Genomic DNA, 25,560 nt, shown 5'->3' with positions numbered 1-25,560 from the left:
CACGGCCAGCGACCTGCCCGCACGGGAGCCGATGCCATGCCTCATGCCTTGCTGCAGTCCCACGCCGCCGTGTCCGTCGCCGGCCTGCCCTCACGCCTGCGCAACCGCAGCAGCCTCGCCCCGTACCGGCCGCGCGCGTCCAGGCCCGGCGACGCGGCCGCGCCGTGCCGCCCTGCGGGCGAAGGCGGCAAGGTGTGGCTGGTCGGCGCCGGGCCGGGCGATCCGGACCTGCTGACGCTCAAGGCGGCGCGCCTGCTCGCCGCGGCCGAGGCGGTGGTGTACGACCATCTCGTCGGCACGGACATCCTGCAGATGATCCCGCCCGCGGCACGCCGCGTGTATGCCGGCAAGGAAGCCGGCAACCACGCCCTACCGCAGGCGCAGATCAACCAGGTGCTCGTGGACCTGGCGCGCGAGGGCCTGCAGGTGGTCAGGCTCAAGGGGGGAGACCCCTTCATCTTCGGCCGCGGCGGCGAGGAGATGCAGGCGGTGACGGCGGCCGGCCTGCCCTGTGAGATCGTCCCCGGCATCACCGCGGCCGCCGGCGCGGCCGCCGCCACCGGCATCCCGCTCACCCACCGCGAGCACGCGCAGACGCTGGTGTTCGCCACCGGCCACCTGAAGAACGACAGCGTCGATCTCGACTGGACCGCCCTCGCCCGCCCCAAGCAGACGGTGGTGATCTACATGGGGCTGGGCGCGCTCGACATCATCTGCCGCGAACTGGCCGCCCACGGGCTGCCGGCCGATACCCCCGCGGCGGTGATCCACGCCGCGACGACGCCGCAGCAGTGCGGCGTGCACAGCACGCTCGCCGGGCTGCCCGGCGCGGTGCGCGAGGCCGGCATCCGCGCCCCCGCGCTGATCGTGATCGGCGAGGTGGTCGGCGTCGAAGGCTGTCTTGCGGATTCCGCGCCGGCGCGGTTCGAACGGCAGGCCGCCGCGGGCTGAAGCGCAGGCCCGCCGTGCGGCGGTCTTCGCCGCGATGAATGCGGCCGGGCGCGGCGGCATGCCGCCGCGCCCGGCCAGACTCGACGATTGGCGCCGGCTACATTCTGCAGCCGCGCCCCGGATCGGCGAGCGCCTTCGCCGACACCTCGACGAAGTTGTTCTCCCGCCCTTCGGCCCTGCGCAGGTAGATGTCCTGCACCGGATTGTGCGAACGGGACAGCGTGAAGGCTCCGCGCGGGCTGTCGATCTTCGCCGCCTCCATCGCCGCTATCATCTCCTTGCGCCTGCCCAGGTCGCCCTTCACCGCGTCCAGACCCGCCGCCAGCAACTGCGCCGCGTCGTAGCCCTGCACCGCATAGACGTCGGGCTGGCTCTTGTACGCCTTCGCATAGTTGAGCCGGAACGCGTCGTCGCGCGGGTTCTTCAGGCCGTCGGCGTAGTGCAGCGTGGTCAGCAGGCCCTGGCCGGCCTCGCCCATCGCCTCCAGCGTGCCGTCGGTCAGGAAGCCGGGCGCGTACAGCGGGATGCGCTTCGACAGGCCCGACGCAACGTAGTCGCGCACGAACTTGGCCGCCCCCGCGCCGGCGAAGAAGACGTACACCGCCTCCGGCTTCAGCGCCGCGATCTCGGTGAGGAAGGGCTGGAACTCTACGTTGGGGAAAGGCAGCGTCATCTCGCGGACGATCCTGCCGCCGCCCTTCCCGTAGGCTTCCTTGAAGCCCTCCACCATCTGCAGGCCGGCGGCGTACTTCCACGTCAGCGTCACCGCCGTCCCGTGCTTCTTCGCCACGTATCCGCCCATGGCGTAGCTGGGCTGCCAGCTCGAGAACGAGGTGCGGAAGATGTTGGGCGCACACAGCGCGCCGGTCAGTTCGTCGGCCGCGGCGTTGGGCACGATCATCAGCGTGCCGGTCTCGCGCGCCACCTTGGCCAGCCCGAGCGCGACGCCGGAGTGGATGGCGCCGATCACCACGTCCACCCGGTCGCGCTTGATCAGCTTGCTGGCGTTCTCGGTCGACCTGGACGGATCGGCCTCGTCGTCCACCTGGAAGTACTCGACCTCCAGCCCGCCCAGCCTGCCGCCGTTCTCGGCGACGTACTGCTTGAAGCCGTTGGTCGCCGCGTTGCTGGGGCCGGCGTAGGTGCCCGAATAGCTCATCATCAGGCCGACGCGCAGCTTGCCGGGCTCGGCCAGCGCCGGTGCCGCGGCCAGGCTCGCGCCCAGCGCGAGCGCGCGAAAGAGCGCCCCGAACCGGCGGGAAACGCCCGCGGCGGGCATGTCGTCATTGTCCATTCTCATATCTCCTCCTGTGGTCGTTGGGGTGCACCGCCCGGGGCGATCGCACGATGCCTTTTTCACCGGCCCGGATGACGCGACACGGCAGGTCTGGTGGCGGGGATGCGTGGAGCGGGCGAGGACTGTCCGAGCCCCGAGCGCAGCGAGGGCGAGTTCCGCAGCCCGCGGAACGCATCCCCGCCACCAGACCGGATTCCAGGCACGCATGCGATCGCCCTGGTGCGCCGCCCGGGCGATCGTGTCGTGGTCAGACGTGGTAGATGTCGATGACCTGGTGGATGCGGTCGCTCTTCAGGATCACCTTCTTGCGCCTGATCCGGGTCTTGCCGTCGGCCTCGCGCGCCAGGTCGTACAGGCTGCTGCCGAAGTAGTGCTCCACCGCGCCGTGGCGCTGGCTGAAGGTCACCCAGTTGAAGCGCACTCTGCAGGCCTCGCCCTCCCGGCCGGTGACCAGGATGTTGCTCAGGTTGTGGCTGGTGCGGTGTTCCGGCGTGCTGGCGGTGGATTTGCCGGTGCGGATGCGGAACACGCGGTCCTCCAGCCCGTCGCGCCGCGGGTAGTACATCAGCGACACCTCGCGCTGCGGGTTGCCCGTCAGCGTGCCGTCGTCGTCCCAGGCCGGCATCCAGAACTCGACCTCCTTCGAGTACATGTCCAGCCAGGCGTCCCAGTCCTTGTCGTCCAGCAGCGCCGCCTCGGTGTGGAGGAAGTCGCGCACCTCGTCGTAGCAAAGGCTCATCGGCTTTCTCCCCTCGCCTCGCGTTCCACCGCGCGCGTCATCGCCTCGACCCAGTAGCGGTGATGCACCCCGTACAAGCCCTCGTCCTCCTGCCGCGCGCCGCACATCACCGGCTCCATGCCCAGCAGGCGGGCGTTGTCGTCCGCGCCATGCACCCAGTGCACAGCGCCGCGCGAGATGTCGCTCCATTTCGCCAGGCGGCCGTTGTAGCCTTCCTGGCAGGCACGGAATTCCTCCAGGTCGTCCGGCGTCGCCATGCCGCTGGCGTTGAAGAAGTCCTCGTACTGGCGCAGCCGCCGCGCACGCGCCTCGTCGCTCTCGCCCCTGGGCGCGATGCAGTGGATCGTCACTTCGGTCTTGTCCACCGACAGCGGGCGGAAGACGCGGATCTGCGAACTCATCTGGTCCATCAGGAACACGTTCGGGTACAGGCAGAGGTTGCGCAGGTGGGCGATCATCCAGTCCGCCCTCGCCTCGCCGAACCGTTCCGCCAGTTGCGCGCGGCGCTCGAACACCGGGCGGTCCTGCGGGTTCGGCCACTTGATCCACAGGCACATGTGGCCGTTCCCGAAGGCGAAGAAGCCGCCCTCCTGCCGGTTCCAGCTCCCCACGTCCATCGCCTTCACGTCGTCGGCGGAAAGCCCGGTCTTGCGCCGCGAGATGGTTGCGACGTAGTTCCAGTGCGTCGCGGTGACGTGATAGCCGTCGGCGCCGTTCTCGGCCTGCAGCTTCCAGTTGCCGTCGAAGACGTAGGTGGACGACCCGCGCACCACCTCCAGCCCTTCGGGCGCCTGGTCGACCATCATGTCGATGATCCGCGCCGCGTCGCCGAGATGTTCGGCCAGCGGGGCGACGTCGGCGTTCAGGCTCGCGAACAGGAAGCCGCGGTAGGACTCGAAGCGCGGCACGCGCGTGAGGTCGTGCGAGCCGCCGCGGTTGAACTGCTCCGGATAGCCGGCGCCCTCCGGGTCCTTCACCTTCAGCAGACGGCCGTCCGAACCGAACGACCAGCCGTGGAAGGGGCAGGAATACACCGCCCTGTTGCCCTTCCTGTCGCGGCACAGCGTGGCGCCGCGATGCGCGCAGGCATTCACGAAGGCATGCAGGACGCCGTCCCGGTCGCGCGAGATGATGACCGGCTGGCGGCCGACGGTGGTAGTGATGTAGTCGTTCGGTCTCGGGATCTGGCTCTCGTGGGCGACGTACAGCCAGTTGCCCTCGAAGATGTGCTTCATCTCCAGTTCGAACAGCTCCGGATCGGTGAAGACATCGCGCCGCATGCGATGGATGCCCCTGGCCGGGTCCTCCTCCACCGCGGTGGAGATCCTGTGCCGGATCTCGTTCCAATCGTTCATGGGCTCCTCCTCGTATCACGCCTCGCAGCGGCCCGAATGCCGCGCGACGAACTCTACGAAGGGGGGATCCGTTCAAATATCCACTGATTGCGGACCTTTGTCCGCCGCTTGCGAAATGCCCCGCCCGGGTCGAAAAATGCGCACCGGCAGGCGCGTGGGCGTGCATTAGAATCTTCTGGCCGTCCCGCCTGCGGACGGCTCACCGACCCCGGCACAGATCGGGGACACGGAAACGGGGACACGGAGACGACATGGCAGCCAATCTGCTGAAGACCGGCACGGTCTTCCACAAGGCGAGTCCGCTCGAGGTGTCGGCGTATGTCCGCAGCCACATCGGCAACCATACGCTGGACATCCTCAGCCCGACCGCACGCGCCACCCTGCGGCACAAGAACCTGGGCGCCGTGGCCTTGAGCGAGATCACCTACGGCGGCCGGGCGCTGGTGAAGAGTTCCGGCCTGGACCACTGCTACCACCTGCAGGTGGTGGTCGAGGGCGCCTGTACGGTCAATTACCCCGACGAGGAGATCCGCCTGCTGCCGGGCTGGGCGACCTTGATCAATCCGGGCAAGTCGGTGGATCTGCGCTATTCGTCGGATTGCCAGAAGATGATCCTGAAGCTGCCGAACACGGTGCTCAACGCCTGCTGCCGCGAGCAGTTCGGCCACGTTCCGCCGGCGGGCGTGGAATTCCGCAACACCGGTTTTCCGCTCGACCGCGACAGCGCCTTCTTCCGCCTGCTCGAGATGCTCTACCTGGAGGCGGACCAGCAGGACCGGCCGAACCGCCTGGCCGCCGCGCAGATGGAACGCCTCCTCGCGACCAAGCTGCTGGACCTCTTCCCCAGCAACGCCGGGGAAGGCCGCCGCGGCGCGGACGACGAGGATTTTCTCGACCGGGTGGACCGCTACATCGACGCCAACATCCGGCGCGAGATCTGCGCCGGGGAACTGGCGGCGCTGTTCAACATGAGCCTGCGCACGCTGTACGACCGCTTCCACCGCCTGCTCGGCATGGCGCCGGGCGCCTACGTCAAGCACCGCCGCTACGAAGGGGTGCGCCGGCAGATGCTCGAATCGTCCGCCGGCCTGCGCAACGTCACCGAGGCCGCGCTGGAATTCGGGTTCTCGCACCTGGGCCGCTTCGCCGCCGAATACCGCGGACTGTTCGGGGAGCTTCCCTCCGAGACGCTGGCCAGGCGCCGGCGCAGGTCCGCCGCGCCGGGCCGCTTCAACACCCCGCCGTGCTGACCGTCCGCGAAACGCGCGGATTCAGCGCGACGGCGCGCGCGCCGAACCCCCGCCGCCGCGGCCCCGCCCGCGGCACCGGGCCGCCCGAGCATGCAGGCGACGGCCTCGCTGGTGCGGAAGTCGATGCCCAGTTCGTGGGCCAGCGCCCGCTCGCGCTGCTTCACGATGCGCAGGTTGTCGAGCTTGACCGGCCCGTAGCCGCGGATGCCCTCGGCCAGCGACGCGAAGACGACGGCCTTGTCGAGGACATCCGCCGTCAGCCGCGGCAGCAGTGCTTCGATGGAGCGCGCGTAGTCCGCCGGCAGCGCCCTTTCCATGCGGCGCTCGCCGGTCCGTCCGAAGAAATCGAGCGCCGTGCCGCGCAGCACCTTGCCGCGGGCCAGCAGCTTCATCAGCGGCATCAGGCGCGGCCCGAACTCGATCTTGCGCGGCCGGCCGCTGCCGTCGGGCCGCGCCAGGAAGGGCGGCGCCATGTGGAAGCGCAGCGTGCAGCCGCCCTCGAACTGCGCCGCCAGCGCGGCCGAGAAGCTGCCGTCGGTGAAGAGGCGCGCGACCTCGTATTCGTCCTTGTACGACAGCAGCCGCGCATACACCCGCGCGACCGTGGCCGCCAGCCGCAGCGGCGCACCCTCGCCGACCACGCCGCGCTCGACCGCCGCCACCCGGTCCACCAGCGCGCGGTAGCGCATCGCATGGGCGGCATCCTGGTAGGCGGTGAGATGCTCGGCCTGGCGCGCCACGATGGCCTGCAGGTCCTCCCCGGCCGCGCGGGAAGGCAGCAGGCCGAGCCCTTCGTCGCCGGCCAGTCCGGCGAGCGCCGCCGGATCGGCCGCGGCCAGCCTGCCGAGGCGGAACGCGGCGAGGTTGGCCTGCACCGCCACCCCGTTCAGTTCGATCGCCCTGTCCAGCGCCTCGACCGACACCGGCACCAGCCCGCGCTGCCAGGCGTAGCCCAGCAGCAGCACGTTGGCGCCCGCCGTGTCGCCCAGCAGCCGCTGCGCCAGCATCTGCGCATCGCAGGTCTGCACCCTGTCGTCGCCGGCGGCGAAGCGCATCTTCGCCAGCAGGGCCGGCGCATGCAGGTCGGCGTCGGGGTCGTGCACGAAGCGCGCGGTCTGGATCTCGTGCGCGTTGGCGACGATCTGCGTGCGGCCGCGGCGCACCGTCTGCAGCGCGTCGTTGCTGGCGCCGACGACGAGGTCGCAGGCCAGCAGCGCATCGGCCTGCTGCGTGTCGATGCGCACCTGGTTGAGCAGTTCGGGGCGCAGCGCCAGGCGCACGAAGGCCAGCACCTGCCCGCCCTTCTGCGCGAAGCCCATGAAGTCGAGCACCGACGCGCTCTTGCCCTCGAGATGCGCGGCCATGCTGACGAGCGCGCCCAGCGTCACCACGCCGGTGCCGCCGACGCCGGTCACGAGCAGGTCGTAGGGCGCATCCCACGGCGGCGCGGGCGGCACCGGCAGCGCCGCCGCGAGCGCGTCGAGCCGCTCCGCGTCGATGCGCGCGCCGGCCGGCTTCCTGAGCCGGCCGCCCAGCACCGACACGAAGCTCGGACAGAAGCCGTTCACGCACGAGTAGTCCTTGTTGCACGACGACTGGTCGATCATGCGCTTGCGGCCGAAAGGCGTTTCCACCGGCACGATGGACAGGCAGTTGGACTGCCTGCCGCAGTCGCCGCAGCCTTCGCATACCGCGGTGTTGATGAAGATGCGCCGCGCCGGATCGGGATATTCGCCCTTCTTGCGGCGGCGGCGCTTTTCCGCGGCGCAGGTCTGGTCGTAGATCAGCACGGTGACGCCCTCCACCTCGCGCAGTTCGCGCTGCACCGCGTCGAGTCCGGCGCGGTGGTGGAAGGTGGTGCCACGCGGGAAGAAGCCCTCGTGCCCGCGGTACTTCTCCGGCTCGTCGCTGACCACCGCCACCCGCCGCGCGCCCTCGGCCTCGACCTGGCGGGCGATGCCGTCGACGGTGACCTTGCCGTCGATCGGCTGGCCGCCGGTCATCGCCACCGCATCGTTGTAGAGGATCTTGTAGGTGATGCTGGCCTGCGCCGCCACCGCCTGGCGGATGGCAAGGAAGCCGGAATGGAAATACGTGCCGTCGCCCAGGTTCTGGAACACGTGCGGCGTGCGGGTGAATTGCGAATGGGCGACCCAGTCGACGCCCTCGCCGCCCATCTGGATCAGCCCGCCCGTCTCGCGGCCGGGCATCCACGACGCCATGAAGTGGCAGCCGATGCCGGCCTGCGCGCGCGAGCCTTCCGGCACGCGGGTGGAGGTGTTGTGCGGACAGCCCGAGCAGAAGAAGGGCACGCGGCGCACGTCGTCCGCCTCGTTGGACAGCAGCGCCGGCGCGGTGAATTCGGCGACGTGGTCCACGATGTGCTGGCGCTGGTCCAGCGCCGGCCGGTGCCGGGCGAGCCATTCGGCCACCACCGGCATCACCCGCGACGGCCGCAGTTCGCCCAGCGCCGACAGCATCGGCGCGCCGTCGGCCGACGTCTTGCCGACGACCACCGGCCGCCGCGCCGGATCGGCGTTGTAGAACAGCTCCTTGATCTGGCGCTCGACGACCGGCCCCTTTTCCTCGACGACCAGGATCTCCTTCAGCCCGGCCGCGAACGCGCGGACGCGGCCCGGCTCCAGCGGAAAACTGAGCCCCGGCTTGTACCAGCGCACGCCGGCGGCATCCAGATCGTCCAGGCCGATGCCGAGCCGCCGGAACGCCTCGAGCAGGTCCAGGTGCGCCTTGCCGCAGGTGACGATGCCGATGTCGGCGCCGCTCGAGGCACAGATCGTCCGGTCGATGGAATTGGCCGCGGCGAAGGCGCGCACGGCGTCGAGCTTGGCCGCCAGGCGCTGCTCGATGGCGAGGCTGGGCAGGTCGGGCCAGCGGTAGTGCAGGCCGCCCGGCGGCGGCGTGAAATCGGCCGGCGCGTCGAATCGCGTGCGCAGCGCGTCGAGATCGACGGTGGAGCCGCTTTCCACCGTCTCCGAGATCGCCTTCAGCCCCACCCAGCAGCCGGAAAAACGCGACAGCGCCCAGCCGTAGAGGCCGAATTCGATCAGCTCGGCGATGTCCGCCGGGTTGAGCAGCGGCATGCCCCACGACTGCAGCGTGAAGTCGCTCTGGTGCGGAAACGACGACGACACGCAGCCGTGGTCGTCGCCCAGCACCGCGAGCACGCCGCCATGGGGAGAAGAGCCGTAGATGTTGCCGTGATGCAGCGCGTCGCCGGCGCGGTCCACGCCCGGCCCCTTGCCGTACCAGATCGCGAACACGCCATCGACGGTGCGCTGCGGGTCGCTCTCCACCTGCTGCGAACCCAGCACCGCGGTCCCGCCCAGTTCTTCGTTGACCGCCGGCATGAAGCGGATCCGGCTGGCGTCGAGCAGCGCCTGCACCTTCCACAACTGCTGGTCGTAGCCGCCCAGCGGCGAGCCGCGGTAGCCGCTGATGAAGCCGGCGGTATCCAGCCCGGCCGCGCGGTCGAGCGCGCGCTGCATCAGCGGCAGCCGCACCAGCGCCTGCGTCCCGGTCAGGAACACCCGGCCCCGTGCCGCTTCCAGATTGTCGGCCAGGCGATAGTCGTAGCGGATGGCCGCCCGCGGTGCGGCATGGACCGCTGCTTGCGTCGTGCTCACGAAAGGTCTCCTCCGGCCCCGCTTCTTGCCGATGGCAGGCGGGGCTCGCCGGTTTGATGCCTCGCCGGCGGATCAGCGCCCGCCGGCCGCCCTCGTCACGATTCGGCCTTCAGCACGCCGCGCCGCATCTGGTCGAGTTCCATCGACTCGAACAGCGCCTTGAAGTTGCCCTCGCCGAAGCCCTTGTTGCCCTTGCGCTGGATGAATTCGAAGAACACCGGACCGAGCTGGTTCTCGGAAAAGATCTGCAGCAGCAGGTCGCCCGGCGCCCCGTCGACGAGGATGCGGCGCTCACGCAGCGCTTCCAGCGGCTCGCCGTGTCCGGGGATGCGCTTTTCCAGCAGCTCGTAGTAAGTGTCGGGCGTGTCCAGCAACTGCACGCCGCCGGAACGCAGGCCGTCCACCGTGCGGTAGATGTCCGCCGCGGCCAGGGCGATGTGCTGGATGCCTTCGCCGTGGTAGCGGTCCAGGTATTCCTGGATCTGGCCCTTGGTGTCGTTGCCTTCCTCGTTGATCGGGATGTGGATCTTGCCGCAGGGCGAGGTCATCGCCTTCGACTTCACACCGGTGACCCGGCCCTCGATGTCGAAGTAGCGCGCCTCGCGGAAGTTGAACAGGCGCTGGTAGAACTCCGCCCACTCCGCCATGCGGCCGCGATGCACGTTGTGCGTCAGGTGGTCGATGGCGAGCAGGCCGAGCCCGGCCGGATGCTCGTCGGTGTTGCCATCGGCATCAGCGATCGGTTCGAAATCCACGTCGTAGATGCTGATGTCGCCGATTCCGCCGCGGCGGCCGTCCTTGCCGCGCCAGCGGTCCACCAGGTAGATCAGCGAATCGCCGATGCCCTTGATCGCCGGGATGTTGAGTTCCATCGGCCCGGAGTGCGAGTCGTAGCCCCAGGCGCCGAGTTCGATCGCGCGCCGGTAAGCCTTGCGCGCATCGGCCACGCGGAAGGCCATCGCGCACACCGACGGCCCGTGCAGGCGCGCGAAGCGCTGGGCGAAGGAGTCCGGCTCGGCGTTGATGATGAAGTTGATCCCGCCCTGGCGGAAAAGCGTCACGTCCTTGTGGCGGTGGCGCGCGATCGCCTTGAAACCCAGCCGGGTGAACACGCCGGCCAGCTCCACCGGATCGGGCGCCGCGTACTCGATGAATTCGAAGCCGTCGATACCCGTCGGGTTGTCCCACAAATCCTGGCTGCTCACTGTTCGTCTCCTCCGTCCGGCGGCAACCCTCGCCGCGCATGCCCGGATGGGCAGCGGCGGGCTGCGCATGTCGCGCATCTTGAACCAAACCTTCGACCGCCGGGCAAGGCTTTGGTGCGCCGCCGGCGCGGCGCGCGGCCTCTCCCGCCAGCCGCCGCTCAGAACGCCCAGCCGTGGCTGCCGGCGACCGCGCCGAGCACGGTCAGCAGGCTGACGGAGAGCAGGAACACGTGCAGCCGCACGATGCGGCGAAAGGTGCGCTCCGGGTCCCGCCGCGCGCTTTCCCGGAACCAGCGGTGCAGGAAGAGCGGTTCGGCGACGAAGAGCATGAGGGTGAACAAGGCCCACACCGCCACCATCGCATGCATCCACCAGAAGGCCGGGTCCAGGAAGCGCTCCCACAGGTTCCAGGCGTGGGTCATGTAGAAGCCGGTGGCGCCGACGAGCAGCGTGGTGCCGCGCGCCTGCATGGCGAAGCGCCCCTCGACCGCCTCGAAGAGGTCCACCCGCTCGGCCGGCGCCTTCAGGCGGCGCACCGCCGGCAGCAGGACGGTGGTGACGAAGGCGACACCGCCAATCCACAGCACGACGCCGAGGACGTGGAGCGCGCGGGCAAGAATCTGGTGTTCCATCGCTGCCGGACGAGGTGGTCGAAAACGCGTTAGCTTAGCCTGCCGCCGCCCCGGACGGGCCATGTGCGGGGCAATCGCATGATCGACCGAATCCGGTCTGGCGGCGGGGGATGCGCTCCGCGTCCTGCGCAACTCGCCCTCGCTTCGCTCGGAACTCGGACAGTGCTCGTCCGCTCCGCGCATCCCCCGCCGCCAGACCTGCCGTGACGTCGGACCAACGGCCGCAAGAACCTCTTCATACGATTGCCCCGCCGGCGCATGCGACATCCCTTCGGCACCGGCCCGCGGGCACGGCAGCGCCCTACCCGGCGGCCACCCGCGCCGGCCGCCGTCATTCGCCCAGGCCGTACTTGCGGACCTTGTCGTGCAGCGTGGTCTTCGCGATCGCCAGCGCCTCGGCGGTGCGCGCGAGGCTGCCGTGCCGGCGCAGCGCGTCGGCGATCAGGGCGCGCTCGAAGGCTTCGACGGTCTCGGCCAGCGGGCACGGCCGATCGCCCGCCGGCTGGCCGAACGGCGGCGAGCCCGCTTCGATGCCGAGCACGCAGCGGTCGGCGACGTTGCGCAGTTCGCGCACGTTGCCCGGCCACGGATGGCCGACCAGTTGCTGGATGCGTCCCGGCGGCGCCGGCGGCACCGGGCGGTCGTGGCGGGCCGCCGCCTGCAGCAGGAAGTGCTCGAACAGCAGTGGGATGTCCTCGCGCCGCTCGCGCAGCGGCGGCAGCGGCACGGTGGCGACCGACAGGCGGTAGTAGAGGTCGGCGCGGAAGCGCCCCTGCCCGGCCAGCGCCAGCAGGTCTTCCTTGGTCGCGGCGATGATGCGGCAATCGACAGCGATCGGCGTGTTCGAGCCCAGGCGCTCCAGCGTGCGCTCCTGCAGCACGCGCAGCAGCTTGATCTGCATCGGCACCGGCATGGTCTCGATCTCGTCGAGGAACAGCGTGCCGCCGTTGGCATGCTCGATCTTGCCGATGCGGCGCTTGCCGGCGCCGGTGTAGGCGCCCGCCTCGTGGCCGAAGATCTCGCTGTCGAACAGGGTCTCGGGCAGGCCGCCGCAGTTGATGGCGACGAAGTTGCCCTTGCGCCGCGGGCTGGCGTCGTGCAGGCAGCGCGCCACCAGTTCCTTGCCGGTGCCGGTTTCGCCGTGGATCAGCACGTCCGCCGCGCTGCCGGCGAGGTTGCCGATCAGCGCGCGCACGCCGACCATGCCGGGCGAATTGCCGATGAGGCGCGCCTCCAGCAGGTCGCGCTGTTCGAGCCGGCGGCGCAGCGCGCGCACTTCGAGCACGAGGCGGCGCTTTTCCAGCGCACGGCGCGCGGTATCGACCAGTTGTTCGGGCGCGAACGGTTTCTGCAGGAAGTCGTAGGCGCCGTCCTTCATCGCCTGCACCGCCATCGAGACGTCGCCGTGGCCGGTGATGAGGACCACCGGCAGTTCCGGGTCGAGGGCGTGGAGTTCGCGCAGCAGGTCCATGCCGTCCTGGCCGGGCAGGCGGATGTCGCTGACGACGATGCCGGCGAAGTCGGGGCCGAGCCGCCGCCGGCCCTGTTCGGCGCTGGCGGCGCGCTCCGCGGCAAGCCCTTCGAGCTGCAGCGCCTGCACGCAGCCCAGCGCCACGTCGGGATCGTCTTCGATGATGAGGATCTTGAGTTCGTCAGCCATGGCCGGGAGCAAGCGGGAGTTCGAGAGTGAAGACGGCGCCGCCCTCCGGATGGTTGGCACCCTGCAGGCTGCCACCGAAGTCGCGGACGATGCCGGCGGAAATGGCCAGGCCCAGCCCCAGGCCGTCGCCGGCCGGCTTGGTCGTGAAGAAGGGCTCGAACAGGCGCGAGCGGGCCTCGTCGCTGAGGCCCGGCCCGTGGTCGCGCACGCGCAGCCGGACCACGCCGCCGTCACGTTCCCAGCTCAGGTCGAGGCGCGGCTGCGCCTGGCCGGCCATCGCATCGAGGGCGTTGCCGACCAGGTTGACCAGCACCTGCTCCAGCCGGTTGGCGTCGCACATCGCCACCGGCTCGTCGGCCGGGCAACTGCGCTCGACCGCCGCGCCGCTGCGCCGCAGCCGGGCCTCCAGCAGCGCCAGGGCGTTGTCCAGGGCATGGCACAGTCGCACCGGCTCGGACTGCCCGCTGGACTTGCGCGCGAAGTTGCGCAACTGCCCGGTGATGCGGCCCATGCGGTCGGCCAGCTCGGCGATGCGCTCCAGGTTCGCGCGCGCGGTGCCGGCATCGCCGCGTTCCAGGAAGCGGCCGGCGTTGGCCGACAGCGTGCGCAGCGCGGCCAGCGGCTGGTTCAGCTCGTGGGCGATGCCGGTCGACAACTGCCCGATCACCGCCAGCTTGCCGGCCTGCACCAGTTCGTCCTGCGCGGCGCGCAGGGTGCGCTCGGCGCGGATGCGCTCGGCGATCTCGTCCTGCAGCTTCTGGTTGGCGGCGGAAAGGTCGACGGTGCGCTCCTCGACCTTGCGTTCCAGTTCGTCGTGGGCCTTCTGCAAAGCCTCGCGCGCGGCCAGCCGGTGGCGCAGGTGGCGCCGCCGCAGGGCGACGATGATGGCCAGCATGCACAGGCAGGCGGCGGCGATCGCCGCCAGGGCGGCGCGGGTCTGCGCGAGATCGTCGACCTGTTCGAGCTGCGACAGCACCGTCAGCGTCCATGGCGTGCCGGGCAAGGCGCGCGACTGGGCGAGGAAGCGCCCGCTGACCGGATAGACGGACACGATCTGCGGCCCGTCGGCAGCGATCCGCACCAGCCGGGCGCCGTGCCCGTAGCCTTCGATCTCGCGCATGCCCAGCGGCTGGAGCGCGCGGCGGTTGTACTGCTGGCTGTGGTCGAAGGCGGCGCGCGTGTTGTCGTCCAGCGGGCGCAGCGTGGTGAACTTCCAGCCGGCGACGGCCGACAGGATGACGACGCCGTTCTCGTCGGCCACCAGCACCGGCGCCTCCACCGTCGACCACGATTTTTCCAGTTGCTCGAGGCTGACCTTGACCACCGCCACGCCCAGCACCTCCTGCTCGCCCGCCAGCGCGGCGGCGAGGTAGTAGCCAGGGTCCCCCCGCGTGGTGCCGATGCCGAAGAAGCGGCCGCTGCCGGCAGCCATCGCCTCGCGGAAATAGGGGCGGAACGAAAGGTCCTCGCCGACGAAGCTGTCGGGGCGCCGCCAGTTGCTCGCGGCCACCACCCTGCCCTGCGTGTCCATGACGTAGATCGCCAGCGTGCCGGCGCGCTCGTTGAGCCTTTCCAGGTAGGTGCTGACGCGGCCGGCCGCCTCCGCGCCCCGCGGGCCGGAGAGCAGGTCGAGCACTTCCTGCTCCAGGCTCAGCGTGCCGGGCAGGAAGGCGTACTTGCCGATCTCGCGCTCCAGGCTGGCGGCGTACAGGTCGAGCCGGTGCAGGCCGGTCGCCTGCAGTTCGGCGATCCCCAGCCGCTGCGCAACCCGGTAGGCGGCCAGGCCGCTCAGCCCGGCCAGGACGGCACAGAACAGCAGCAGCGCCAGCGAACGGGAACGGAACATGAAGGAACCGCCGGGTCGGGATGGGCCATGGTAGCAGCGTCCTCAGCCGACGAGGTCGGCCACCTGCTTGGCGATCAGCACGATCACCACGCCGAGGAAAGCCTTGCGGATGAAGCCTGCGCCGTGCTTGAGCGCGAGCTGGACGCCGAGGTAGGAGCCGGCCAGGTTGCAGACGGCCATCAGCAGCCCGATCTGCCACAGGATGGGGCCGTGGCTGGCGAAGAAGGCGATCGCCGACAGGTTGGTGGCGAAGTTGATGACCTTGGCGCTGGCCGAGCCCTGCACGAAGTCCATGCCGAACAGGCGCACGAAGCCGAAGATCAGGAAGCTGCCCGTGCCGGGGCCGAAGAAGCCGTCGTACACGCCGATCACGCCGCCGAACAGCGCGCCCTTCCAGCGGTCGGCGCGGGTCACGGTGCGCGTCACGCGGTGGCCCAGGTCCTTCTTCATGAAGGTATAGACCGCCACCACGATCATCATCACCACGACCAGCGGCCGCATCGTCTCGCGCGGCAGCCAGGCGACCAGCGCCGCCCCGCCCCAGGCGCCGGCCAGCGCCGCCGCCGTGGCCGGCAGCACGACGCTCCAGGGAATGCGTACGCTGCGCGCGTAGCGCCACAGCGCCGCACCGGTGCCGGTGATGCTCGCCACCTTGTTGGTACCGAAGAGCGTCGGGATCGCAGTCTGCGGAAACTGCGACAGCAGCACCGGGATCTGGATCAGGCCGCCGCCGCCGACCACGGCGTCCACCATGCCGGCGAAGAAGGCTGCGGGGGCGAGGATGTACCAGTCGATCATCGTTGGGTCTTGCGTCGTGTTGACAGGAAAAGCCCGGTGCGGGGCACCGGGCCGTCGGGCGGGTCCGGCCGCCGGAGGGGCCGAACCCGCGCCACGTCCGCCTCAGGCGGCCTGCGGAACCAGCTCCTCGGGTACCGGCAGCGCTTCCTCGGACTCGGCCAGCGCGGGGTCGACCGGCTCGATCGCCCCCTCCCACTTTGCCACGACCGCGGTGGCGATCGCATTGCCGAGCACGTTGGTGACGGTGCGCCCCATGTCGAGGAAGTGGTCGATGCCCAGGATCAGCAGCACGCCGGCCTCGGGCAGGCCGAACATCGGCAGCACCGCGGCGACGACGACCAGCGCGGAGCGCGGCACCCCGGCGATGCCCTTGCTCGACACCATCAGCACCAGCAGCATGGTGACCTGGGTCGCCAGCGGCAGTTCGATGCCGTAAGCCTGGGCGATGAAGAGCGCCGCGAACGAGGTGTAGATCATCGAGCCGTCGAGGTTGAAGGAATAGCCCAGCGGCAGCACGAAGCCGGTGACGCGGTTGCTGACGCCGAACTTTTCGAGCTGCTCCATCAGCTTGGGGTAGGCCGACTCGCTGCTCGCCGTCGAGAAGCCGAGCAGCATCGGGTTGCGCACCAGCTTGAGCAGGCTGAACACCTCGCGCCCCAGGACCAGGTAGCCGGCCAGGATCAGCACCGCCCACAGCACGGCCAGCGCCAGGTAGAAACCCAGCATGAACTTGCCGAACACTGCCAGCATGCCCAGGCCCTGCGTGGTGATGGCACCGGCGACCGCCGCGAACACGCCGATCGGGGCCGCGCGCATCACGTAGTCGGTGACCTTGAGCATCACATGGACGATGTCGTCCATCGTGCCGACCAGCGAACGCGCCGTCTGGTTGTGCAGATGACCGAGCGCCAGGCCGAAGAACACCGCGAAGACGAGGATCTGCAGGATCGAATTGCCGGCCATCGACTCGACGATGCTCTTCGGGAAGACGTGGGTGATGAAGTCCTTCAGGTTCAGCGCGCCCGTCTTGAGGTCGGTGGCGGTGCCGGCTTCGGGCAGGGCGACGCCGAGCCCCGCGCCGGGCTGCAGCAGGTTCACCGCGATCAGGCCGATCATCAGCGACACCAGCGAGGCGCCGACGAACCATGCCACCGCCCGGCCGCCGATGCGCCCGACCGTCTTCGAATCCCCCATGTTGGCCAGGCCGGCCACCAGGGTCGCGAACACCAGCGGCGCGATGATCATCTTGATCATGCGCAGGAAGATGTCGGTGAGCATGCCGAAGTAGCCGGCGATCTCCTTCGCCGCCGCGGGGCTGCCCGCCAGCGTGTTGCAGGCGTAGCCCACGATGACGCCGAGCACCATGGCGATGACGATCCAGGTCGTCAGGCGATTCATCTTCATGTCGTCCTCCTTTTCTTGTCTCGTCCGCGATCAGGCGCCGGTGGCGGGGATGTGCTGCGGGCGGGTCAGCACTTCGGGGCGCAGCACCTCGGCCAGCCTCTCGGCGCTCATCAGCCCGCGGTCGAGCACCACCTCGGCCACGCCGCGGCCGCTGCGGAAAGCCTCGGCGGCCACCTCGGTGGCGTTCGCATAGCCGATGTAGGGGTTGAGCGCGGTGACGATGCCGATCGAGCGCTCGACCGAGGCGCGCAGCAGTTCGCGGTTGGCGGTGATGCCGGCGACGCAGTGGTCGGCGAGCACGCGGCAGCCGCTGGACAGGTGCAGCACGCTCTTGAACAGGCTGTGGGCGATGATGGGCTCGAAGGCATTGAGCTGCAGTTGCCCGGCCTCGGCGGCGAAGCTCACCGTCAGGTCGTTGCCGATGATCTCGAACGCGATCTGGTTCACCACCTCCGGGATCACCGGATTCACCTTGCCCGGCATGATCGACGAGCCGGCCTGGCGGGCGGGCAGGTTGATCTCGCCCAGGCCGGCGCGCGGCCCCGACGACAGCAGGCGCAGGTCGTTGCACACCTTGGAGAGCTTGACCGCGACGCGCTTGAGGACGCCCGACAACTGCACGAAGGAGCCGCAGTCCTGCGTCGCCTCGATCAGGTTCGGCGAGGTCACCACCGGGACGCCGCTGATCTCCGCCAGCCGGCGGCACACCAGCGGCGCGTATTCCGGATGGGCATTGATGCCGGTGCCGATCGCGGTGGCGCCGAGGTTGATCTCGCGGATCAGCAGCGCCGCCTCCTTCAGGCGCTCCTCGTCCTCGCCCAGCATCACCGCGTAGGTCGAGAATTCCTGCCCCAGCGTCATCGGCACCGCGTCCTGCAACTGGGTGCGGCCCATCTTCAGCACGTCGGCGAACTCGTCCGCCTTGCGCTCGAACGCCTTGCGCAGATAGGCCATTGCATCGACCAGGCGGAAGATGCCGACGTAGGTCGCGAGCTTGAGCGCCGTCGGATAGACGTCGTTGGTCGACTGGCTCATGTTCACATGCTCGTTCGGATGCAGGTGCGCATACTCGCCGCGGGCATGGCCCAGGAGTTCCAGCGCGCGGTTGGCGATGACCTCGTTGGCGTTCATGTTGGTCGAGGTCCCCGCCCCGCCCTGGATGACGTCCACGACGAACTGGTCGTGCCACCGTCCGTCGATGATCTCGCGGCAGGCGGCGACGATGGCGTCGCAGCGGCGCGCATCCAGCAGGCCGAGCTGGCGGTTGGCTTCGGCCGCGGCCTTCTTGATCTGCGCCAGCGCCCGGATCAGGTCGGGATAGGCGGCGATGGTGATGCCGGTGATCGGGAAGTTCTCGCAGGCGCGCAGCGTATGCACGCCGTAATAGGCCGAAGCCGGCACCTCGCGGTCGCCAAGCAGGTCGTGTTCGATGCGAACGGGCAATGTTTCCACGGTCTGTCTCCTTTGGTATGAAGCCCCCCGCGGTCGGGAAGAGCTGCCAGGACATCGCACGTCGCGTGCCAGCGGAGACAGTTTGCAAATATCTGTTTTTACATATGAAATTTTTTCATTTCGAGGCCGCGGCACGAAATCCCGAACGGATGCCCGGTTTCGCCGTCCGGAAATCCGGACGGCCGCGCCGGCGGCCGGCCCGCGTCAGACCGGCCCCGACTCCACGCCGGCGCGGCCGGGGCTGGCCGCACCGTCGGCCACGGGCGCGACGGCCGGCCCCTGCGCGTGCGCCGACCACACGCTGTCCCGCGGTCCCGAGCGCACCCGGCGCGCGGTGGCCCGCGCCATCCACGCGAAGCAGAAGGCGCCGCCCAGCGCGGTCGCATCCACGCCCAGCGCGGCGGCACTGCCGTGCGCCCACATGCCGAGCGACGGGACGCTCCACGCCAGCAGGGTCGTCAGTGGAATGGCCAGCGTGCAGGCGGCCGCCGCCTGCAGCAGATGCACCGAGGCGACGGCCGCACCGCGCGCAAATGCCCAGGCGATGCTGCAGAAGAACACCGCGTAGTAGATATAGCGGTGCCATGCGTTCACGTCCTCCACGTGGCCATGCAGCCACTTGCCGGCGGCGATGGTAAGCGAGATGCCGCAGATGCAGCCAAGGCACACGCCGACGGTGGCCGAGGCCATCAGGCGCACGTCGCGGCGCTGCGCGGGGATGCCGGTTTCGCCGCGGGCAGCCTTGCGCCGGCGGGACTCGACCCACAGCAGGTTGCCGCTGTAGAACAGCCAGACGCCCGCCAGGCCGAGCACGAAATACATCCACTGCACCGGCGTGCCGCCGAAGGCAGCCATGTGCAGCGCGAAGAAACTGCTGACGGTCGTGTGCGCGCCATCCTGCCGCCCGGGCAGATAGTCGGTACTGAGCACGCGGCCGCTGTACGGGTCGATCGCGACGAAGCCGCCGAGCGCCCGCGGCGACAGCGCCGCGGCGTCCTTGCCCCACACGCGCACCGCCGCGCGGGGACCGATCACGTTCTGATACTGCAGCGTCTCGGGCTCGAAGTCGGGCGACACGGCCTGCGCCCGGGCGACCAGTTCGGCGGGCGGCAGCATCGTCGCCGGGTCGGGGGGCGACAGGGACGATGGGGGCGCCGCGGCGCTCCGCCCGCCCTGGAAGTTGCCGGCCAGCCTGCCCTCGTGGAACATCTTGTCCTGCAGGTAGTAGATGCCGTCGTGAAAGGCGAACACCACGGCGGTAAGCGCCATCACCAGGTGGAACGGCAGGCTGACGATGCCGACCACGTTGTGGGCGTCGAGCCACATGCGCTTCAGATTCCGGCCCACGCGCAGGGCGAAGAAATCCTTCACCAGCGAGGGCAGCAGCACGATCACGCCGGACACCAGGGCGAGCGTGTAGAGCGCCGCCACCACGCCCATGATCCAGCGGTTCGGGTCGCTGTCCACCGGCAGGCCCACGACGCGGTGCAGCACGTCGATGAACTTGGACAGTTGAGAGGGGCGGGCCTCTTCGACCTTCACCCCGGCTCCGGCGTCCAGCGAGGCGACGTAGTGCCGGGCCGACGTTTCGTCGTGATCGTCCGCGCCTTGCTCGCGCACCCGCCAGCTCATCCGCGCGGGAAGGTGCTCGGCCTCGCGCAGGTGGATGGTGAAGTCGCGGGCGGCTTCGGGATGCGCCTGCAGCGTGCCGACGATGAGCGCCTGCGCATCCTGCAGCGGCACCGCCCGGCCCTCGGCCGGCGGCGACGCCCAGCGCGCGATCGGCTCCTGGAAGACCGTCAGCGCGCCGGCATAGAACGCGATGAACAGGGCCATGCCGGTGATGATGCCGGTCCAGGTATGGACGGCCTTGTAGATGCGGATGATGTCCGAACGCATGGGTTGCCCGCCGAGGATCAGGATGCGCGTGCCGCTGCCAGCACCGCGAGGATGAGAAGGTTCGCGCCGCCCAGCCAGAGCCAGGCGCGCATTCCGCTGTGGAAGAAGAACGTGCCGCCCAAGACGCCCAGCCAGATGGGCGGAACCATCCACATCGCCAGTTGCGCCTCGATGGAGGCCGCCATGTCGGGGCCGAACACGACGAAGAGGCCGCTGCACCCCAGGGCGAGCGTCAGGCCCAGCAGCGTGCCCGCGGTGGTCTTGGACAGCCAGTCGCGCCGGATGGCCGGGGGTTTGCGCGCGTTCATTCCGATGCCCTCCCCTTCGCCTTCTCCCTCACCCGGAAGGCCGCCGCGTAGGGCAACGACACGAAGAACAGCATCAGGCAGACCACGAAAGCGAAGACCGCCGCCACGGGCTGGAAGAACTGCAGCAAGGCGACCTGGCCCGCGGCCAGCAGCAGCCAGCCCGCCGCCCGCGACGGCCCGCGGGGCCAGGGCCTGTCGCGCCAGTTCTGGTTCGGCGAGGCCAGATAGATGCACACGCAGCCCGCGAAGGCGGCGGCCAGGCCGAGGGGGACGAAAGTGGAAGATGTCATGCGCCTGCGCCCCGCACGGCAATGTTCGCGACATTCCCCGGCCGCATCAGGGCTGCGCCAGGAAGAACTGCATGCCGCGGCTCGAGGCCGGCATCCACCCGATGGCGCGCGGTCACCATCCGGCCGCCGGCAGGCGGCGGCGAGGCGGGCTCCGACACGTAGATGCGATAGCGGTGCCCGCTTCGCCCGGAACGGACTTCCGCCTGTTGCACGGCGGGCAGCACCACCGGGGCCCACGCCTCCCCGCTTGCCGCGGGTCCGGCGGCGAGCGCGGCGCGGCCGGCGGCGAGGATGCACAGGCCCGCGACGATCGGGCAGCGAATCCGCATCACGTCAGAAATCCACCGTCGCCGATGCGGTGACCGAGCGCGCCGGCCCCAGCGTGGCGAAGTTCTCGCTGAAGCTGCCGGACCAGTAGTGCCGGTCGAACAGGTTGGCGACGTTGAGCCGCAGGGCCACGTCGTGCCCGCCCACCTTCGTCCCGTACCGGACGCCGACATCGACCTGGCTCCAGCCCGGAATGCGCTGGGTATTCGCGGCGTTGATGTACTGGCTGCTGGTACCGATCACCCGTCCGCTCAGGGTCAGGCCGGGAAGCCACGGGGTATCCCATTCCAGGCCGAGATTGGCCTGCCAGCGCGGCACGGCGGTCGCATCCTTGCCGTTGTAGAGGTTGTTCGCGGTCTTGGTCTGGGTGCCGCGGGTGTGCGCGATGCCGCCCAGCAGGCGCACGTCCCGCGACAGCGCTCCGAAGGTGGTCCATTCGACGCCGCGGATGCGCTGTTCGCCCTCGTCGGTGTAGGTGTCGCCGATCTTCACCAGGGTCGGCTTGGTAAGCTCGAACGCCGCGAGCGTGTTGGCGAAGCTGCCGGCGTCCCACTTGGCGCCGATCTCCTTTTGCTCGGTCTTGTAGGGCGCGAAGACGTGCCGGTAGTTGGTGGCGGTGGCATCGGTCACCGTTCCGCCCTGGCTGAGGCCCTGCACATAACTGGCGTACAGCGACAGCGCCGGGCCCCACGGCTTGACCAGCACCGCCACCGCAGGCGTCAGCGCGTCCTTGTCGTACTTCGCCGTCACCGCGCCGGTGTTGCTGTTGAAATTGGTGGTCTCGACGCCCTGCTTGCGCGCGCCCAGCGTCAGTTGCACCGCGTCATCCATGAAGGACAGCGTATCCACCAGGGCGAGGCTCGCCAGCGTCGTCTCGCTGGTCTTGCCCGCGCGCGCGGGGAGCCGGCCGACGATGGGCACCGAAGGATGGTAGATGTTCGACGTGTAGGTGGGCCCGATGAGCACCCCCGAGCCCGCCTCCATGTCGAGGCGGGATGCATGGACGACGACCTGGTGCGCCACCTCGCCCCTCTCGAAGCGCACCCGCAGCCCTGCTTCGGCGCTCACGTTGTCGTTGTAGCCGAGCTGTCCGGAGGCCCAGGCGCTGTAGTTGCCGTTGGCCGCGATCTGGCGGGCATGGGTGCCGTTGATGAAACCGGAGTAGTCGTGGTTCATCACCCCGGCGCTGGCGAACGCAGATATCTGGGGACTGAATTCGTACTCCACGCGGAAGACCGCACCCGAGCTTTCCAGGGTGCCGTACAGCCCCCGGAACAGGTTGATGTCGGGGTCCGGCGCCTTCGGGATGTCGGTCAGCGCGGCCCGGAACTGGTACATCGCCGGCGTGCCCCCGGTGTAGGACTCCTTGCTCTGGTAGGCATCGACGGACGCCTTGAGGGCGTCGCTGCGGTAGTCCGCGCCGACCGACAGGAACTCCCGCCTCTTGGACTGCCCGTCCAGATCGGTGTCACCGTCGGTGTAGGAAGCGTTGACGCGCACGCCCACCGCCTTGTTCTCGCCCAAGCGCCGCCCCGCGTCGATGCTGCCGCCCCACTGGCCTTCGGAACGGTAGCCCAGCGACAAGCGCGCGAGCGGCTCATCCCCCGCGCGCTTGGGAACGAGGTTGATCACGCCGCCCACGCCGCCACCCGGCACCATGCCGCTGAACAGCGCGCTGGGCCCTTTCAGGATTTCGACCCGCTCGACGAACTCGATCGGCACATGGCCGACCGGCACCAGCCCGAAAGTGCCATTGACCGCCAGTTCGGAAGCGTTGATGTCGAACCCCCGCACCCGGAAGTTCTCGTACATGTGGCCGTTGGATGTCGTGAAACGCACCGACGGATCGTTGACCAGCACTTCCCCCACCGTGCTCGCCTGCTGGTTCCGGATCACTTCGGAGGTGTAGCTGGTGATGCTGAACGGCGTGTCCATGACGTCCGTGTTGCCCAGCGCGCCCAGGCGGGCCCCCTTGGCAACCTGGCCGCCCGCGTACACCCCCGGCAGCTCGTCGGGCCACGCACCAGCCGTCGCGTGCACCCGCACGGCTGGGAGCGTGGCCGTACCGTCGGACGAGGGCTCCTGCGCGGATTCGGGAACCAGCACGTACCCCGCCGGATTGCGGCCGAGCCGGAATCCGCTGCCGGCGAGCAGCCTCTGCAGGCCCTCTTCCGCCGTCACGCTGCCCGTGATGCCCCGAGAGGATTTCCCCTTCAGCTTGCCGGCATCCACCGCCAGCGAAATGCCCGCCTGCACCGCGAAGCGATTGAGCGCCTCGGCCAGCGGCCCCGCGGGGACGTCGGCGGCGACGGCCGTCCGCGCCCCGCCGGGCTGCGCCTGCGCGGCAGCCTGCGGAACGACTCCGCCCGCCACCAGCGCGACGAGGGCCAGTTGCACGGCCAAGGGTCTGGGAACAATGCTCCTGCCGGAAGATGCGGCAAGGCGGTGCGCCGTCAGGGCACGGCAAAGAGCGCCCAAGCGGGCATTCGTCATGATTCGACCTCGTATCGATGAAAGGCGATGGCGGTTCCGGCCGCCCGGTGGACGGGCTGGCCTTCTACAGACGCGCACCGCCGCCGGCCGGTACGGCCCGAGGCCGGATGTCCCGCGCCGGCAAGGGCGCGTGGCGGGCAGGTTCCGGGAGCGTTCGCGGCGCGAATGCGTCGTCTTCAAGTGCCTTGACGAACGAGAAGCGCAAAGTGGAACCGCCACGCGGAAGAAATTCGTCGCGCCCTGCGGGGAAGGCGCGGCGAACCCGGAAACGCACCGGCGCCGCCTCGCGGACGGCCCCGTCAGCCGCGCGGGCCGATCAAGACCAGCCAGGGCGTGAGGGTGCGCATCCTCAACTGCGGGAACTCCGCCAGCAGCAGGCGCAGGGCCTGGTCGGTATCGTCGAGCGGCAGCACCGCGGTCACCCGCAAACCCTCGACGTCGCCGCGCCGGTAGCGGACGAGGCCGCCGCGATGGCGGCCCAGCTCGTCCAGCACGTCGGGCAGCGGGCGGTCGTTCGCCACCAGGCGGCGGTGCATGAAAGCCTCTTCCTGCAGCCGGGAATCGACCTCGCCCACGGTCTCGATACCACGCTTCGACAGACGCACCTGCTGCCCCGCGCCGACCGTCCTCGTCGCCCCTTCCGCCTGCCGGAGTGCAGGGGCGGCCGTACTGACTTCGGTACGGGATTCGAGCATGGTCAGCAAGGTGGCATCCGCCTCGTTGCGCACGATGAAGCGCGTCCCGAGAGCACGGATCCGGCCGTGGGGCGTTTCCACCACGAAGGGATGCGCCTCGTCCCTGGCCACGTCGACATGGATCTCGCCTTGCAGAAGCCGGACGCACCGCCGCTGCCCATCGACACGAAAGTTCGCGGCGGTGGCGGTGGAGAGGGTGAGGCGGGTGCCATCCAGCAGGATTTCGTGATGCCGCTCGCCGGCGGATGTATGCAGGTCGGCCAGCATCACGGCCGGCGATCCCATGGCCAGGGTCAGCACGGCAGCAGCCGCCACGGCCAGCCCCAGCACGCCGCCGATGCGCTTCATCCGCGCCCTGCGTGCCGCGTCGCCTGCACCGCGCCCGACCAGCGCGGCGAGCGTGGCGCGGGCCGCGCGCGCCGCAGGCGGGGCCTCGTCGCACCCCGCCCCCGCCTGGCCGACCAGGCCACGCGCGCGGTCGAGAAAAGCCTCCATGTCGGCCGCCGCGGCGGCGTGCCGCGGGTCCGCGGCCTTCCACGCGGCGAAACCCTCGCGGGCGCGGCGGCGCTCCTCCGGATCGTCCGAACCGAGGGAGACGATCCACTGTGCGGCTTCACGGGCAGCCGCCTCCTGCGCCGGAGAGAGATGCCCGGGTGCGGCGGCGGAGGCTGGAGGACGATGTTCCGCGGACGGCGACACGTGAGGCTCCGGACGCCGCCGTCTCAAGCACCAAGCCCGATGCAGCGGACCTCGACGAGGACCCGGACGAGGTACTTCTGGATCATCTTCGTCGACACCCCCAGTTCGTCCGCCACGGCGGCCTGCGTCTCGCCGTCGATGTAATGGCGGACGAACGCCGTGCGCGCCTTCGCCGAGACGCTCTCCAGCACCGAGCACAACTGCATGAGGGCCTGCACTGCGGCGAGGATCTGCTCGGGCGACGGTGACCAGTCGTCCTCGCCCAGCGCCGCCAGTTCGGCCAGGTAAGCCTGCTCGATCCGTTCCCGGCGGACCTCGTCGACGATGAGCCGCTTCGCGGTGGTGGTCAGCCAGGCCCTCGGCTGCTGCACGTCGGCCAGTGAATGGCGCCCCGCGATCACGCGCAGAAAGGTGTTGTGCGCCACGTCGGCCGCACGGTGCGGGCAGCCCAGGGTCCTGCACAGCCACGCCTTGAGCCATCCATGGTGATCGGAATACCACGCATGGACCTGCTGTTGGACGGCGGCTTCGGCGGACACGACACACTCCTGTCAACGGTTGGGCGCACTCGAAACGCATGTTGCAAACGAGAATTGTTCGCATTATACATTGAGAG

At 69.9% G+C, this 25,560-nt stretch carries 19 protein-coding genes and 1 pseudogene; 2 read left to right on the top strand and 18 right to left on the bottom strand.

What is annotated here, in order from left to right; translation table 11 throughout:
• The first annotated feature begins 36 nt into the window (after positions 1-36).
• On the top strand, positions 37-951 hold the full coding sequence (gene cobA, locus CCZ27_RS06695; RefSeq protein ID WP_096446693.1) for a uroporphyrinogen-III C-methyltransferase: 915 nt from the start codon (positions 37-39) through the stop codon (positions 949-951).
• A gap of 97 nt (positions 952-1,048) precedes the next feature.
• On the opposite strand, the gene CCZ27_RS06690 is transcribed toward cobA, so the two are convergent.
• The 3 genes from CCZ27_RS06690 to CCZ27_RS06680 all read right to left on the bottom strand — a co-directional run bounded on the left by CCZ27_RS06690 (position 1,049) and on the right by CCZ27_RS06680 (position 4,342).
• Positions 1,049-2,245, bottom strand: coding sequence for an ABC transporter substrate-binding protein (locus tag CCZ27_RS06690; RefSeq protein ID WP_232516587.1), 1,197 nt, complete (start codon positions 2,243-2,245; stop codon positions 1,049-1,051).
• 250 nt (positions 2,246-2,495) lie between these two features.
• Entirely contained in the window at positions 2,496-2,987 is a 492-nt protein-coding gene (locus tag CCZ27_RS06685; protein ID WP_096446691.1) for an aromatic-ring-hydroxylating dioxygenase subunit beta, read from the bottom strand.
• Positions 2,984-4,342 carry an SRPBCC family protein gene (locus CCZ27_RS06680; protein WP_096446689.1) on the bottom strand — a complete coding sequence of 453 codons (1,359 nt, stop codon included), beginning with the start codon at positions 4,340-4,342 and terminating at the stop codon, positions 2,984-2,986. Before CCZ27_RS06680 ends, CCZ27_RS06685 begins: the two co-directional genes overlap by 4 nt.
• Positions 4,343-4,593: 251 nt before the next feature.
• Here CCZ27_RS06680 and CCZ27_RS06675 point away from each other — a divergent pair.
• Positions 4,594-5,478 (top strand): annotated as a pseudogene (locus CCZ27_RS06675) (AraC family transcriptional regulator); the annotation flags it as partial.
• Here the strand turns inward: CCZ27_RS06675 and CCZ27_RS06670 are convergent.
• From CCZ27_RS06670 to CCZ27_RS06600, 15 genes are all read right to left on the bottom strand, one after another.
• Positions 5,388-9,236 (bottom strand): indolepyruvate ferredoxin oxidoreductase family protein, encoded by a 3,849-nt coding sequence (locus CCZ27_RS06670; protein WP_232516586.1) that lies wholly within the window; start codon positions 9,234-9,236, stop codon positions 5,388-5,390. The pseudogene CCZ27_RS06675 and the gene CCZ27_RS06670 overlap by 91 nt on opposite strands.
• Positions 9,237-9,331: 95 nt before the next feature.
• The gene (hppD, locus tag CCZ27_RS06665) at positions 9,332-10,441 is read right to left on the bottom strand and encodes a 4-hydroxyphenylpyruvate dioxygenase (protein WP_232516585.1); all 1,110 of its coding nucleotides are present in this window, start codon (positions 10,439-10,441) and stop codon (positions 9,332-9,334) included.
• 158 nt (positions 10,442-10,599) lie between these two features.
• Positions 10,600-11,073, bottom strand: a complete 474-nt coding sequence (locus tag CCZ27_RS06660) for a hypothetical protein (RefSeq protein ID WP_096446685.1) — start codon at positions 11,071-11,073, stop codon at positions 10,600-10,602.
• A 331-nt stretch (positions 11,074-11,404) separates the two neighbouring features.
• Positions 11,405-12,733 carry a sigma-54-dependent transcriptional regulator gene (locus CCZ27_RS06655; protein WP_096446683.1) on the bottom strand — a complete coding sequence of 443 codons (1,329 nt, stop codon included), beginning with the start codon at positions 12,731-12,733 and terminating at the stop codon, positions 11,405-11,407.
• Positions 12,726-14,579: a sensor histidine kinase gene (locus CCZ27_RS06650; protein ID WP_096446681.1), complete on the bottom strand. Its 1,854-nt coding sequence runs from the start codon at positions 14,577-14,579 to the stop codon at positions 12,726-12,728. The genes CCZ27_RS06655 and CCZ27_RS06650 overlap by 8 nt, the downstream gene beginning before the upstream one ends.
• 42 nt (positions 14,580-14,621) lie before the next feature.
• On the bottom strand, positions 14,622-15,377 hold the full coding sequence (locus tag CCZ27_RS06645) for a sulfite exporter TauE/SafE family protein (protein ID WP_096446679.1): 756 nt from the start codon (positions 15,375-15,377) through the stop codon (positions 14,622-14,624).
• Positions 15,378-15,479: 102 nt separating this feature from the next.
• A complete protein-coding gene (locus tag CCZ27_RS06640) occupies positions 15,480-16,781 on the bottom strand; it encodes a dicarboxylate/amino acid:cation symporter (protein ID WP_096446677.1) in 1,302 nt (433 codons plus the stop codon).
• A 30-nt stretch (positions 16,782-16,811) separates the two neighbouring features.
• Positions 16,812-18,233: an aspartate ammonia-lyase gene (aspA, locus tag CCZ27_RS06635; protein WP_096446675.1), complete on the bottom strand. Its 1,422-nt coding sequence runs from the start codon at positions 18,231-18,233 to the stop codon at positions 16,812-16,814.
• A 204-nt stretch (positions 18,234-18,437) separates the two neighbouring features.
• Positions 18,438-20,132, bottom strand: a complete 1,695-nt coding sequence (locus CCZ27_RS06630; RefSeq protein WP_096446672.1) for a PepSY-associated TM helix domain-containing protein — start codon at positions 20,130-20,132, stop codon at positions 18,438-18,440.
• A 17-nt stretch (positions 20,133-20,149) separates the two neighbouring features.
• Positions 20,150-20,440: a hypothetical protein gene (locus tag CCZ27_RS06625; protein ID WP_096446670.1), complete on the bottom strand. Its 291-nt coding sequence runs from the start codon at positions 20,438-20,440 to the stop codon at positions 20,150-20,152.
• A complete protein-coding gene (locus CCZ27_RS06620; protein ID WP_096446668.1) occupies positions 20,437-20,730 on the bottom strand; it encodes a hypothetical protein in 294 nt (97 codons plus the stop codon). The genes CCZ27_RS06625 and CCZ27_RS06620 overlap by 4 nt, the downstream gene beginning before the upstream one ends.
• Positions 20,727-21,062 (bottom strand): hypothetical protein, encoded by a 336-nt coding sequence (locus CCZ27_RS06615; RefSeq protein ID WP_157748468.1) that lies wholly within the window; start codon positions 21,060-21,062, stop codon positions 20,727-20,729. The genes CCZ27_RS06620 and CCZ27_RS06615 overlap by 4 nt, the downstream gene beginning before the upstream one ends.
• A gap of 1 nt (position 21,063) precedes the next feature.
• Positions 21,064-23,454, bottom strand: a complete 2,391-nt coding sequence (locus CCZ27_RS06610; RefSeq protein WP_198363284.1) for a TonB-dependent receptor — start codon at positions 23,452-23,454, stop codon at positions 21,064-21,066.
• Positions 23,455-23,849: 395 nt separating this feature from the next.
• Positions 23,850-24,944 (bottom strand): FecR family protein, encoded by a 1,095-nt coding sequence (locus CCZ27_RS06605; RefSeq protein WP_096452274.1) that lies wholly within the window; start codon positions 24,942-24,944, stop codon positions 23,850-23,852.
• 23 nt (positions 24,945-24,967) lie between these two features.
• Entirely contained in the window at positions 24,968-25,483 is a 516-nt protein-coding gene (locus CCZ27_RS06600; RefSeq protein WP_096446662.1) for a sigma-70 family RNA polymerase sigma factor, read from the bottom strand.
• Positions 25,484-25,560: the final 77 nt, after the last annotated feature.

Source organism: Thauera sp. K11 (assembly GCF_002354895.1).
In the GTDB taxonomy this organism is placed as follows: Bacteria; Pseudomonadota; Gammaproteobacteria; order Burkholderiales; family Rhodocyclaceae; genus Thauera; species Thauera sinica.
This window is presented reverse-complemented; position numbering and strand designations above follow the sequence as displayed.

Coding starts and splice junctions, on each gene's coding strand:
- CCZ27_RS06660 (WP_096446685.1), bottom strand. CDS start 11,073: ATGGAACACCAGATTCTTGCCCGCGCGCTCCACGTCCTCGGCGTCGTG.
- cobA (WP_096446693.1), top strand. CDS start 37: ATGCCTCATGCCTTGCTGCAGTCCCACGCCGCCGTGTCCGTCGCCGGC.
- CCZ27_RS06685 (WP_096446691.1), bottom strand. CDS start 2,987: ATGAGCCTTTGCTACGACGAGGTGCGCGACTTCCTCCACACCGAGGCG.
- CCZ27_RS06650 (WP_096446681.1), bottom strand. CDS start 14,579: ATGTTCCGTTCCCGTTCGCTGGCGCTGCTGCTGTTCTGTGCCGTCCTG.
- CCZ27_RS06645 (WP_096446679.1), bottom strand. CDS start 15,377: ATGATCGACTGGTACATCCTCGCCCCCGCAGCCTTCTTCGCCGGCATG.
- CCZ27_RS06690 (WP_232516587.1), bottom strand. CDS start 2,245: ATGGACAATGACGACATGCCCGCCGCGGGCGTTTCCCGCCGGTTCGGG.
- CCZ27_RS06630 (WP_096446672.1), bottom strand. CDS start 20,132: ATGCGTTCGGACATCATCCGCATCTACAAGGCCGTCCATACCTGGACC.
- CCZ27_RS06655 (WP_096446683.1), bottom strand. CDS start 12,733: ATGGCTGACGAACTCAAGATCCTCATCATCGAAGACGATCCCGACGTG.
- CCZ27_RS06680 (WP_096446689.1), bottom strand. CDS start 4,342: ATGAACGATTGGAACGAGATCCGGCACAGGATCTCCACCGCGGTGGAG.
- CCZ27_RS06640 (WP_096446677.1), bottom strand. CDS start 16,781: ATGAAGATGAATCGCCTGACGACCTGGATCGTCATCGCCATGGTGCTC.
- CCZ27_RS06625 (WP_096446670.1), bottom strand. CDS start 20,440: ATGAACGCGCGCAAACCCCCGGCCATCCGGCGCGACTGGCTGTCCAAG.
- CCZ27_RS06620 (WP_096446668.1), bottom strand. CDS start 20,730: ATGACATCTTCCACTTTCGTCCCCCTCGGCCTGGCCGCCGCCTTCGCG.